The following is a 12,847-nucleotide window of genomic DNA, read 5'->3' on the forward strand; positions in this document are numbered from 1 at the left end:
TCTTCCGGCCAATAATTCCGTCAGATTATGGACAAAGTATTTCATCAATTTCTTGTCATTATAGAGCGTCAGTAACATTCTTACCTTTTAAAAAAGCCGCCTAGATTAGGCAGCCTCTTCCTTAAGAAATGAACGATTAGCTGACTTAAAGAAAACGATGATTTTTCCAATTCCAGCTAATTTGAAATAAGATAAAAAACGAACTTTTCTTGTAAAATCCTAGTCTTACACTTCTACTTTTTGAAAAAACTGTGGTAAATGCTCCTTATGTGCTTCCAGCATTTCATCCAAAATCGCTTTCCCCAATTTATCAGAAGGAACTAGCGGATTTATTGTCATGGCTAGTAAAGCTGTATCGTAGTTTCCTGTTACTGCTGCCTCAGCTGCTACCCGTTCAAATGATTTAATTTGTTGCACTAACCCTCTAACAGCAACTGGTAAATCTCCATTTATGATTGGTTTTGGACCTTCTTTCGTGATAACACAACTTACTTCTACAGCAGACTCATACGGAATACTAGCGATTGCCCCATTATTAATTGTGTTAACAGGCTGAATATCCCGCTTATCGTTATAAATGGAGGAAATTAAACGAACGGCTGCATCACTGTAATACACTCCGCCTCGTTCCTCTAACTGAGGTGGTTTAATGGATAAATTAGGGTCTTTGTACAGCTCGAATAATTCCTCTTCCAATTTCTTCACGACTTCCGCTCTCGTTTTGCCCTCTTTAAAGTTTTTCATCTCTTTTTCTAGCATTTCATCACTCTTATAATAGTAAAGGTGATATGGACAAGTTAGAACATTTAATGCACGAATAAATTCAGGCTCCCATCCTTGCCCTTCTATGTTTTTAACAAAGCTGCTGTTCTCTGGATTTGATAACAGTTCGATTACTCTCTCCTTGACGCTTACCCCGTCCAGATACACATCTAATCCATATACCATATGATTTAAACCAGCGAAATCAATTCGAATACGTGAATGGTCAACATCTAATAGCTTTGCTACCCCCATCTCAATTCCGATCGGAACATTACATAAACCAACGATTTTCTTATGGTCTGTATAGCGAAGAACAGCTTCAGTCACCATGCCGGCAGGGTTTGTAAAGTTAATCAACCACGCATCTGGACATAGTTCTTTCATATCTTTTACAATGTCCAGAATAACTGGTATTGTACGCAATCCCTTAAAAAGTCCACCAGGTCCATTTGTTTCTTGACCTAATACTCCATGACTTAAAGGAATTCTTTCATCTTTAGCACGAGCATCCAGTAACCCTACGCGAAATTGTGTCGTAACAAAATCTGCATCCTTCAATGCCTCTTTCCTATCTAGTGTTAGATGAACCTCGATAGGGAGTCCTGCCTTTTCGATCATTCTTTTTGCAAGATTCCCTACAATCTCTAACTTTTCCTTCCCTGCTTCTATATCAACCAACCATAATTCCCTTACAGGCAGTTCATCATATCTTTTAATAAAGCCTTCTACTAATTCAGGAGTATAACTTGAACCTCCGCCAATCGTTGCGATTTTAATTCCCTTACTCATGGATCATTCCTCCTAAAAAATAACGAATTTACAAAACCAATTATAGAGAAGAAAAAGCGAATTAAATATAGTTTTGAAAGCGTTAGACTTGTTTTACACTTAAAGACATTTGTTTCTTGAAAATAACACTGTGTTTCTCTTTTGGGGTATACTAACTAAAGGAAGAAAGTTCACACGAAAGGTGAGAAGGATTTGTTTACGAATGAGGTCATTGCAACATTCAATGAACTGGAGATGCTGATTTATAAATACGTCATGCAAAATAAAGAAAAAGTCATTTATATGCGGATACGGGATCTTGCTGATGAGGCTCATGTTTCCACTTCTACAATTATGCGTTTCTGCAGAAAATTAAATTGTGAAGGCTTTTCGGAGTTTAAAGTGAAACTGAAGCTATTAATTGATGAAAAGAGGGACATAACGATTAAAAGCGGCCAGCATGTGTTAGCGGAGTTTTTTGAGCGCACTCAAAATGAGAAATTCACTTCTAAGCTAGAGGATGCTGCAGACACCATTTCTAAAGCAAATCATGTATATTTTATCGGAATAGGCAGTTCAGGTACTCTTGCTGAATACGGTGCTAGATACTTCTCGAGCTTGGGTACATTTTCTACATACTTAAAAGATTGGTATACGCCTATACACGCCAACTTGAATAATTGCATTACAATTGCTTTGTCCGTTTCTGGAGAAAATGAGTTTACCATATCTCACATTCATAAGTTGAAAGAAAAAAGCAGTAAAATATTAAGTATTACAAACAACGGGCAGTCTACGATTGCCAAAATATCTGATGAAAATGTTTCCTATTATGTGACGGAGGAATTTTTTGAAACTTCAAATATTACCACGCAAATTCCAGTTGTTTTTATATTAGAGGAAATGGCACGAAGGGTGTATGAGAAGAGTAGAAGGGATGATTGACTTAGGAACTCTATTTTGATGTAGCGTAGAAAAGCACCTCCTTAAATTGATAGGTTTATCATACTAGGAGGTGCTGCGCTTTTTATATGCGATGTTTGATTACGGGCTTACACTATAGTTATGTTTTTTCCTGGCATTTCACACCAAATTAACAAACACTCTCTCCCATTATGGATTTACACTTGATCGCTTCCGAAGAAATTACGGAAAGATTGAATAGCTGTGTCACGATTTAAGGCAGCAATCGATGTAGTCAAAGGAATTCCCTTTGGACATGACTGAACACAGTTTTGAGAATTTCCACAATTGGCAAGTCCACCATCACCCATTATCGCTTCAAGACGTTCTGATTTATTCATTTCTCCTGTTGGATGTGCGTTAAACAGACGCACTTGAGATAATGGAGCTGGGCCGATAAAGTTCGATTTACTATTTACATTCGGACATGCCTCTAAACAAACCCCACATGTCATACATTTTGATAATTCATATGCCCATTGACGTTTCTTCTCTGGCATACGTGGACCAGGTCCTAAATCATACGTGCCATCTACAGGAATCCAAGCTTTTACTTTCTTAAGAGAATCAAACATCCGTTTACGATCAACCTGTAAATCACGAACAACAGGGAACGTACGCATTGGCTCTAGTCGAATTGGCTGTTCTAACTGATCGACTAGGGCAGTACATGATTGACGAGGTTTACCATTTATCACCATTGAACATGCACCGCAAACTTCCTCAAGACAGTTCATATCCCAATTGATTGGAGTTGTTTTTTTACCTTCTGCATTAACAGGGTTACGTCTGATTTCCATCAAAACTGAAATAACATTCATGTTCGGACGATAAGGAATTTCGAATTTTTCCTGATAAGGTGCAGATTCGGGCGATTCTTGTCGGCTGATAATAAATTGAACTACTTTATTCTCGCTCATTATTTATCCCCCTTTTTACTTTTTGAATAGTCGCGTTTACGTGGTTTAATTAGCGATACATCAACATCATCGTAATGGAATGCAGGAGCGGTACGATCACCTGTATGTTTAGCCATTGTCGTTTTTAAGAATTCTTCATCATTTCGATCAGGAAATGCCGGTTTATAATGAGCACCTCGACTCTCGTTTCGATTGTAAGCTCCAAGTGTTACAACACGAGAAAGCTGAAGCATGTTTTTCAATTGACGCGTGAAAGCTGCACCTTGGTTGCTCCATTTCGCCGTATCATTAATGTTAATGTTATCAAAACGTTCAATCAGTTCTTGAATTTTCTCATCTGTTTTAAGAAGTTTATCATTATGTCTTACAACAGTAACGTTATCAGTCATCCATTCCCCTAGCTCTTTGTGAAGAACATATGCATTTTCATTACCATCCAAGCCCATAATTTGATTCCATTTCTCTTCTTCCTGTTTCACATAACCATCGAAAAGTGTTGAAGAGAGATCCTCGGCATTCTTATCAAGGCCATTAATATATTTAACTGCATTTGGACCAGCTACCATTCCACCATAGATTGCTGATAGTAAAGAGTTCGCACCTAAACGGTTGGCACCATGCATTGAGTAATCACACTCACCAGCAGCAAATAATCCAGGAATATTTGTCATTTGGTCATAGTCCACCCATAATCCCCCCATCGAATAGTGGACCGCAGGGAAAATTTTCATTGGAACTTTACGTGGATCGTCACCCATGAATTTTTCATAGATTTCTATAATTCCGCCCAATTTAATATCAAGCTCTTTTGGATCTTTATGTGATAAATCTAGATAAACCATGTTTTCTCCATTGATACCTAGCTTTTGTTCAACACAAACATCAAAGATTTCACGTGTAGCGATATCACGTGGAACAAGGTTTCCATATGCAGGATATTTCTCTTCAAGAAAGTACCACGGCTTTCCATCTTTATATGTCCAAACTCGTCCCCCTTCTCCCCGGGCAGATTCACTCATAAGACGAAGCTTGTCATCACCGGGTATTGCAGTAGGATGTATTTGAATAAATTCTCCATTTGCATAATAAACACCTTGCTGATATACAATTGAAGCTGCAGAACCGGTGTTAATAACTGAGTTTGTTGATTTTCCAAAGATAATGCCAGGTCCGCCTGTTGCCATAATAACAGCATCAGAACGGAAGGATTCAATTTTCATTGATGCCAGGTTTTGTGCTGTAATTCCACGACAAACACCATCATCATCAATAACAGCACCTAAGAATTCCCAACCTTCATACTTGGTTACAAGACCAGCAACCTCATAACGTCGAACCTGTTCATCCAACGCATAAAGCAGCTGTTGACCAGTTGTTGCACCGGCAAATGCGGTACGGTGATGCTGTGTACCACCGAATCGGCGAAAATCAAGCAATCCTTCTGGAGTACGGTTAAACATAACACCCATTCGGTCTAATAGGTGAATAATAGCAGGAGCTGCCTCCGTCATAGCTTTAACTGGCGGCTGATTTGCCAGAAAATCCCCGCCATATACCGTATCATCAAAATGTTCCCATGGTGAATCTCCCTCCCCTTTTGTATTTACAGCCCCATTTATTCCTCCCTGTGCGCATACAGAGTGAGAACGTTTAACAGGTACTAATGAAAATAAATCTACTTGAACGCCGTCTTCAGCGGCTTTGATCGTAGCCATTAAACCAGCTAATCCGCCTCCGACCACAATAATTTTACTTTTACTCATGAAGCCCACTCCTTTTAATAGCGATTGCTGAATTAGACGAATGCAAATATTGCTCGAACTCCCACGATGGTAAGTGCTACAAATATTGCTAGCGTAACATACGTGGAAATAACTTGTGAGCGAGGAGTAACAGTGATTCCCCAGCTAACTGCAAATGACCATAACCCGTTAGCAAAATGGAAGATTGTTGAAATAACTCCAATTAAATAGAATACAAGCATAACCGGACTGCTTAATATGGAAGCCATCATATCATAATTCACTTCAGCTCCAAGTGCAGCAGCTATTCTCGTTTCCCAAACGTGCCAAGCAACAAAAATAAAAGTAATAATGCCTGTTACACGCTGTAACATAAATAGCCAATTTCGAAGAAAACCATAATTACTGACATTGTTTTTAGCAGTAAAAGCAATGTAGACTCCATAAATAGCATGGTATAAAAGTGGAAGGAAAATGATCACTATTTCCAAAAGATACCTAAATGGCAGCATCTCCATAAAATGTGCTGCTTCATTAAATGCTTCTGGCCCTCTTGTAGCAAAGTGATTGACTACAAGGTGCTGAACTAAAAAAAGACCTACAGGTATAACACCAAGTAATGAATGCAGTCTACGATTTAAAAATTCCTTATTTACTCTCAAACATTTTTCCCCCTTTGGAAAAGAGACTTGTTTTGGTGTAGAAAAATTCATTTGTTTGGATATTTTTGAAATTTTCTATACTTTATCATATAGTTGAGGTATTATAATGTCTAATTTATTATTTGCATAGTTTTCATGCATTTTAATTATGAATTGTGCTATTTAATAATAAGAGGTGATCCTGAAATGGAATGGCAACAAATCGAGTATTTTCAAGTTGTTGCACGTTTACAACATATAACACGTGCTGCAGAAACCTTACTAATCTCTCAACCTGCTCTTAGTAGATCTATTGCTAAATTAGAGGAAGAATTAGGTGTTCCATTATTTGAACGTCAAGGACGTTCCATTAGACTAAATAGTTATGGTCAATTATTTTTAAAGCGAGCAGACCGAATAATGAAAGAATATCAAGATGGCAAGCAAGAAATCCATGATTTACTTGATCCCGATTATGGAAATGTTTCATTTGGATTTATGCCTACCCTTGGTACTTATCTTATTCCTAACTTAATCAGTTCCTTTCGCTCTAATTATCCAAATATTAATTTTCAATTCAAACAAAATGGAAACGATTTGCTCCTTAATCAATTAGAGTCTAGTAAAATTGATTTTTGTCTAGTTTCTTCTATAGAATCAAAAGATCAATTTCGTTGGGTTCAATTATGGAAAGAAGAATTATTTTTAATTGTTCCATCAAAACACCATTTAGCAAAACATGAAAGTATTTCTATACATGAAATAGCTAATGAACCACTCGTCCTCTTAGAAAAAGGAAATGGGCTACGTGGAATTACTGATCAACTATTTGAGGAGGCAGGTATAACGCCTAAAATTACGTTTGAGGGTGAAGAGGTCCACACGATTGCAGCTTTTGTAGCTGCCGGACTTGGTGTTACAATAATTCCCGAATTCAAAGGAATAGATTGGGATCATATAACCCGGATACGATTACGCGCTCCGAATATCCAGAGAGTAATTGGACTTGCTTGGGTAGAAGGAAGATACCTATCACCAGCAGCAAAACGATTTCAACAATTCATCTTAAATTATTTTAAAAAATAATTTTATTAACGTTTACTAACCAATACGGCTAAGATATAAGATTAAAGAAAAGATATTCTATTCAATGAAACTCGAATAGAATATCTCACCTATTTCACATTCCTTTTCTACGTTCTTAAGGTACTAATAGTACTTAAAATGCTGATTTATTTCGATCCATCTCTACAGCCGTTTGCCAAATTTCTAGGGGGACTTTTTTAGAAATTAGAGGAAAGACATTCACTGGTTTTTGCTAAACGTTTCTATTTTAATATCAATTCCCTACCAGAGATACTATTAATTAACATCTTTGCGCTTTTTCATAGCCCTTGTTAAATAACCTCCTTTAAATGAACGAGGTTCATATGAAACCATAAATGACTTTGGTGCATTGCCATTTATAATTTCTAAGAGCTCTTTCTCCCGTGAACGTTTTGCAACTATATCCAAGCGATAACGTATGGAGTCAATACCTTCTCCCTCAAATACAGTAACTCCAAACCCAGATGATCGCAAAGCGCTTACCAATTCTTCGCATTTTTCAAGTAAACTCACATTATATGTAATATATCCAATTGCTAGTTTTCGCTCGAGATAGCCACCTAGTAATAAGCCTACACTAAATCCAATGACATACGCAGTGATGTTCCAGACATTAGATAAATCTTGAAAAACGATTCCTAAGCTTACAATATAAATACCGCCTTCTAATAATCCTATACCGGCTGCTGATTTTGTTTGATTTTTTACCAAAAGGATCGTTCTGATGGTCAGCACAGGGACGTATATTATTTGTAATAAAAAAATAAGCAACGCTTGAATCATATTACTATCACTCCTTTACTTTCATATTTCCTTTCATATTTCCATATTTATAAATTATTGGGTCCTTCTGTTATTTACAAGAAAAATTCATTTAAATGTTGAATAAGTTATACATTTATAGGTTCTTGTGCAAAAAACACTCACTAGAAACATAGATTTCCTCTAAATTGATTCACTCTCAGATAATTTTGAAAGAAAACTAGGCATTATCAGACCATAATTAACTGAATATTTCCACTATAATAACATTAATGTAACCGCTAATATTTAATATGGATTTACGAAGTCCAATACATAAAAGACATAGACAGCTTGTGAGGAATGAAACTAGTATTCTTTCCCTACAGGTAAAATGTTTTTATTTAATGTAAATCATTTCTAGTATTCCACTCACATAACCTGAATCTATTTTTTTCTGATTTCCCACAAACAATAGAAAGGGTAAAGCAAGTTCCTCGCTTTACCCTTTTTCTATTGATTTACATATAACGCATGATCCCCTGACGAAGAAGATTGTTGCGTTTTACAATATTTTATTCGATAATCCGATGGATTCATTCCGGTTTTTTCTAAAAATATTCGACTAAAATGGGAAGTGTGTTTAAATCCAGCTTCTAACCCGACTTCTGAAATTGATTTTTTTGGTTCAGTTTGCAATAGCCTTTTTGCCCGGTTTATTCGGCATCCCATTAGATACTTTATGATGGTTCCACCCGTCATTTCTTTGAATATATGAGACATGTAATATTTACTGATATTGAGGGTTTTCGCAATACTGTCCAATGTTACATTTTCATGGTAATGCTGTTCAATCCATACGATGATCCGTCTCACATGCTGTGCCTTTTCAGATTCAACTTGAATCAATTTATTTAAGTGAGTCTGACTTAATTCGAAAATTTCAAATAGCAGCTGGATCACTAATGTTTGCATTTTCGCCTCTTGAAAACGGCTGTTTAATGTCATGTCATGACTCATAGATGTTTCCTTACTTTCCTCATATAAACCTGCAATTTGTTCGATCAACTTCTCAATGCGTGATAGCAAATCACTTGGTATATCTCGAAACAAACAATTGTTAAACGTATTAAAAGGGCTTAATAATTCTGGAAAGTCAAGAACTTCCAGGTCTGACTGAATCGTTTCAGCAGAAAAATGAATGACGCTACGCTCATACGGTTCAGGCGGCAATGGATTCGCCCGGTGAAGCGTTAATCCATTCATCAAGATCATATCCCCTGGCTGCAAATAGTAAACCGTATTATTGATTAAATAGTTGCAATTCCCGCTATGAAACATAAAAATTTCAAATTCCGTATGGGAATGAAAATCAAAACTATCTGATTGAGGATTGCCCCTGTTTCGGTAGTAAGCGAGATTACATGTTTTCACTATAGCCCCCTCCAACTTCACTCTAATACGATTATTTCAGCCCGGTTGTCGAAATGCCTTCCACAAGGTACTTTTGGAAAAACAAAAAGATGATAAACACTGGCAGCAACGAAACAATTGACATCGCAAACAATGGTCCCCATTCCGTTACTGAAGAAGGATCGGAAAATAATCGCAAGCCTAGAGATACTGTAAATAAATTAGGGTCATTTAAATAGATTAATGGCCCCATAAAATCATCCCATGTCCAATAGAACGAAAAAATAGCAACGGTTGCCAATGTCGGCTTCATCAATGGCAGGATAATTCTAAAAAAGATTCCGAACGTGCTGCATCCGTCAATAACGGCTGCCTCGTCTAATTCCCTTGGAATTCCTTTTATAAACTGAATCATTAAAAAAATGAAAAATGCTGAGCCGCCAAGGAAAGCGGGTAACGTTAATGGATTATACGTATTAACCCATCCAAGCTTGTGGAACAAAATATACTGTGGTATTAACGTGACTTGTGTAGGAAGCATAATCGTTCCTAGCAAACAGATAAATAAAATACGCTTTAACTTGAAATCCAAACGAGCAAATCCAAAGGCAACTAACGAAGAAGAAAATAGTGTACCGACTACTACAAGTAATGTTACAAAAGCTGAGTTGAAAAAGAAAGAGCCAAAAGTAATCCCTCCAAAACCTTCCCAGCCTTTAACATAGTTTTCCCATTTTAGAACACTGGGAAGCAAGGATGCTGCATTTTTGAACACTTCTGATTCTGGTTTTAAAGAACTGGCCAATGTCCACAAAATTGGGTAAAGCATGGCGAAACCGATGCCGATTGTGAAAAAGTGAAAGATAAAGCTTCGTGTCGATTTTTTCATTTTACTTCCCACCTTCCGATTCATAATAAACCCATGCAGATGATGACTTGAAGATCAATCCGGTAAAGATTGCAACAATGATTAACATGATCCACGCCATCGCAGATGCATACCCCATTTGAAACGTAGTAAATCCTTTCTCATACAAATACACCGCATAGAATAATGTTCGGTCGAGCGGACCACCGGCAGTTATGAGAAAGCTCTGGGTAAAGGTCATAAAACCACCAATCACTTGCATAACTAAGTTAAAAAAGATGACCGGTGTCAGCATTGGAAGTGTTATTTTGATAAACTGACTAAATTTGTTTGCACCATCTACCGCAGCAGCCTCATAAAGCTCGGCCGGAATTTGCTTGAGTCCAGCCAAAAAAATCAACATTGGAGAGCCAAACTGCCAAACAACGAGAAGAATCAATGTCCACAATGCAAAGTTCGGATCTGAAATCCAGTTCGGTCCTTCCATTCTAAAATAACCAAGAATGCCATTAACAGCCCCTTCAAGACCGAACAGCTGCTTCCACATAACAGCAACAGCTACACTCCCGCCTACAATCGAAGGGACATAATAAACAGCTCGATAAACACCGATTCCACGCCGAGGTTTTACAAATAACATCGCTACAAACAAAGCGAACGCAAGCTTTAATGGAACAGATATAAACACAAACGTAAAAGTGACCTTAAGAGCGGTCCAAAACCTCGGGTCTTCCGTAAACATATTGATGTAATTTTCGATACCGATCCATTTTGGAGTCGTTAACATATCATAATCTGTAAATGACAAATACAATGAAGCAATCATTGGACCGATCGTAAAAATAAGAAATCCAAGTAACCAAGGTGAAATAAACGCAAGTGCTGTACATTCTTTTTTCAAGCTTTTCCTTAAATTTGCAACTTTTTCACGTTGTTGAGTGACTACTTCTACATTCGGCATCTCTTTTGTATTTGTATTCGCTTTCAATCTTCGCACCTCCAATGGAATGAATAAATAGTTATTTGTTTTTTGCTAATATTTCTTCCGCTTCTTTCCGGAATTGAGTGGCAGCTTCTTCCACACTGATGTTTCCATAATTTAATTTCTCTATTATTCGGTCAAACAGTGTACCAACTTCACCTGATCCTGGTGGATCTGGAGGATAAATCGGGCTTGAATGGGTTTCAACGCGTTCAACATAGTCGAACATTTCTTTCGCTGCATCATTCATTTGAGGTCTTAAATGCTCCCGAACTTTTTCTGAAATGGGGACGCCTCTTTCGGCAGCAAGTATTTCATTTGCTTCTAGATCATTTGTCATAAAATCCACAAATTTCGCGGCAGCTTCCTGATGTTTTGATTGCTTTGAGACGGAGAAAAACTGGGACGGTTTTAAATAGAGCCCCTCTTTACCATCTGGAGTGCTTGGAAAGACAGCTAATTTAATATCTTGTCCAGCTGATTGCTGCAAAGCAACAATTTGGTTGCTGTGAAACCAAAGAAAAGGCGACTTTTCGTGAACAATCAACTCATCTTCAAGCCCTTGTATGGCTGTTGTTACCTTTGGCGGTGCAGCGACATCCTCATTTAACAAATCATCCCAATACTCGAGGAAATCGATTAGTAATTGGTCATCTTCATATCCGAGTCCTGTGCCTTCGCTGTTATAAACTTCAAAGCCATGTTGTCTTAAATAAATGTTAAACCATGGAAGACCATTGGCAACTCCCCCTGCCCCATACAAACCTTCCCCGAATTTTTCTTGAAGCTGCTTGGAGACTTTTGCGTAATCCTCCCATGTATAACCTGGCTTAAACTCCTCTAACCCCGCTTCTTTGAACATTTCAGGATTATACGCAACCGCCGGCGAATTCGTGCCTAAATTAACGGCGTAAAGCTTGCCATCCACATATCCGCCTTCAATATGCGCCTTTCCAACATCACTTAAATCTAATACACCTGACTCAACATATGGGTTCAAATCGACAATAAGATCGCGATCAATATATTCCATTAATTTCGCATAATCCATTTGAATAACGTCCGGCAAGTTTTTACCTGCGGCTGCTGTCGCTAATTTTTCCCAGTAGCCATCCCAGCCTGTAAATTCAGGAATAACATGTATGTCCGGATTCTCTTTTTCAAATAATTGTATTGCCCTTAACGTTTTATCATGGCGATCCTGGGATCCCCACCAGGCAACCCGAAGCTGAATTTTTCCGTCTTTTACCCCTGTATTCGCACCGTTAACTGTAAAACTGCAACCCGACATGAAACCTGCCAGTAAAACGAAAATAATGACAATCGATATTTTCTTCAAATGGTAAGACACATGCAACTCCTCCTTGGCAGTTATCTTTTGTACTATGATTTACATAGTTTATTCCAGCACTTATTGACAACGCTTTCATTTTCCTTGCTAGTCTATGAAAAGCATTAGAAGTGCCTTCCACCTTCCGAATGGAGAATAACCATGTACAATAGCCTCCTAATTTTAGAGTTATTTTAATTATAGTAAAAATCTAAAAACGATGCTTGCTTCTCGTTGTGTTTTTTACTATGAAAATTTAACTCTCGTTGCTGTATGATTTTAAAATTCTTAAAAACTGAAGAAGAAATCATTAACTAGTTATGTAACCTAGTAACATATATGTTTTTGACTATTTTAAAAGTCCGATAGAAGGTTTCTACTGGACATAACTTGTTAAGTGAGAAGAGGAAATGCCTCATAGAAGGCTTCTACTGATCATAACTAGATAAGAGTGATGAGGAAATGTCTCATAGAAAACTTCTTCTGGACATAACTTGATAAGAGTGATGAGGAATGTCTCATAGAAAGCTTTGGTATGTCAACACTAAACTAGACACTTTTTTTAAGGTGAATATTTTTATATTCAATGGGACTTAGATAGTCAAGC

At 37.4% G+C, this 12,847-nt stretch carries 11 protein-coding genes; 2 read left to right on the forward strand and 9 right to left on the reverse strand.

What is annotated here, in order from left to right:
- Positions 1-225: 225 nt before the first annotated feature.
- Positions 226-1,554, reverse strand: a complete 1,329-nt coding sequence (locus Q1B07_RS24470) for a 6-phospho-beta-glucosidase (protein ID WP_299094828.1) — start codon at positions 1,552-1,554, stop codon at positions 226-228.
- A gap of 192 nt (positions 1,555-1,746) precedes the next feature.
- Here Q1B07_RS24470 and Q1B07_RS24475 point away from each other — a divergent pair, with 192 nt between their 5' ends.
- A complete protein-coding gene (locus Q1B07_RS24475) occupies positions 1,747-2,478 on the forward strand; it encodes a MurR/RpiR family transcriptional regulator (protein WP_299094830.1) in 732 nt (243 codons plus the stop codon).
- A gap of 176 nt (positions 2,479-2,654) precedes the next feature.
- Here the strand turns inward: Q1B07_RS24475 and sdhB are convergent, their stop codons facing one another.
- From sdhB to Q1B07_RS24490, 3 genes are read right to left on the reverse strand one after another with little or no spacing between them, the layout of a single operon-like run.
- Positions 2,655-3,416: a succinate dehydrogenase iron-sulfur subunit gene (gene sdhB / locus Q1B07_RS24480; RefSeq protein WP_299094832.1), complete on the reverse strand. Its 762-nt coding sequence runs from the start codon at positions 3,414-3,416 to the stop codon at positions 2,655-2,657.
- The gene (sdhA, locus tag Q1B07_RS24485) at positions 3,416-5,179 is read right to left on the reverse strand and encodes a succinate dehydrogenase flavoprotein subunit (RefSeq protein ID WP_299094834.1); all 1,764 of its coding nucleotides are present in this window, start codon (positions 5,177-5,179) and stop codon (positions 3,416-3,418) included. The genes sdhB and sdhA overlap by 1 nt, the downstream gene beginning before the upstream one ends.
- 32 nt (positions 5,180-5,211) lie before the next feature.
- Positions 5,212-5,820, reverse strand: coding sequence for a succinate dehydrogenase cytochrome b558 subunit (locus Q1B07_RS24490; protein WP_299094836.1), 609 nt, complete (start codon positions 5,818-5,820; stop codon positions 5,212-5,214).
- Positions 5,821-6,006: 186 nt separating this feature from the next.
- Between Q1B07_RS24490 and Q1B07_RS24495 the strand changes: the two genes are divergently transcribed.
- Complete coding sequence (locus Q1B07_RS24495) at positions 6,007-6,885, forward strand: LysR family transcriptional regulator (RefSeq protein ID WP_299094838.1); 879 nt, start codon at positions 6,007-6,009, stop codon at positions 6,883-6,885.
- Between the two features lie 276 nt (positions 6,886-7,161).
- On the opposite strand, the gene Q1B07_RS24500 is transcribed toward Q1B07_RS24495, so the two are convergent.
- From Q1B07_RS24500 to Q1B07_RS24520, 5 genes are all read right to left on the reverse strand, one after another.
- Positions 7,162-7,689 (reverse strand): DUF2179 domain-containing protein, encoded by a 528-nt coding sequence (locus Q1B07_RS24500; RefSeq protein WP_299094841.1) that lies wholly within the window; start codon positions 7,687-7,689, stop codon positions 7,162-7,164.
- A 471-nt stretch (positions 7,690-8,160) separates the two neighbouring features.
- The gene (locus Q1B07_RS24505) at positions 8,161-9,081 is read right to left on the reverse strand and encodes an AraC family transcriptional regulator (RefSeq protein WP_299094844.1); all 921 of its coding nucleotides are present in this window, start codon (positions 9,079-9,081) and stop codon (positions 8,161-8,163) included.
- Between the two features lie 31 nt (positions 9,082-9,112).
- Positions 9,113-9,949 (reverse strand): carbohydrate ABC transporter permease, encoded by an 837-nt coding sequence (locus Q1B07_RS24510; RefSeq protein ID WP_299094846.1) that lies wholly within the window; start codon positions 9,947-9,949, stop codon positions 9,113-9,115.
- A gap of 1 nt (position 9,950) precedes the next feature.
- Positions 9,951-10,916 carry a carbohydrate ABC transporter permease gene (locus Q1B07_RS24515; RefSeq protein ID WP_299094848.1) on the reverse strand — a complete coding sequence of 322 codons (966 nt, stop codon included), beginning with the start codon at positions 10,914-10,916 and terminating at the stop codon, positions 9,951-9,953.
- A gap of 31 nt (positions 10,917-10,947) precedes the next feature.
- Positions 10,948-12,261, reverse strand: coding sequence for a sugar ABC transporter substrate-binding protein (locus Q1B07_RS24520; RefSeq protein ID WP_299094850.1), 1,314 nt, complete (start codon positions 12,259-12,261; stop codon positions 10,948-10,950).
- Positions 12,262-12,847: the final 586 nt, after the last annotated feature.

The organism is uncultured Metabacillus sp., assembly GCF_947503125.1.
In the GTDB taxonomy this organism is placed as follows: domain Bacteria; phylum Bacillota; class Bacilli; order Bacillales; family Bacillaceae; genus Metabacillus.

Coding starts and splice junctions, on each gene's coding strand:
- Q1B07_RS24495 (WP_299094838.1), top strand. CDS start 6,007: ATGGAATGGCAACAAATCGAGTATTTTCAAGTTGTTGCACGTTTACAA.
- Q1B07_RS24470 (WP_299094828.1), bottom strand. CDS start 1,554: ATGAGTAAGGGAATTAAAATCGCAACGATTGGCGGAGGTTCAAGTTAT.
- Q1B07_RS24500 (WP_299094841.1), bottom strand. CDS start 7,689: ATGATTCAAGCGTTGCTTATTTTTTTATTACAAATAATATACGTCCCT.
- sdhB (WP_299094832.1), bottom strand. CDS start 3,416: ATGAGCGAGAATAAAGTAGTTCAATTTATTATCAGCCGACAAGAATCG.
- Q1B07_RS24510 (WP_299094846.1), bottom strand. CDS start 9,949: ATGAAAAAATCGACACGAAGCTTTATCTTTCACTTTTTCACAATCGGC.
- sdhA (WP_299094834.1), bottom strand. CDS start 5,179: ATGAGTAAAAGTAAAATTATTGTGGTCGGAGGCGGATTAGCTGGTTTA.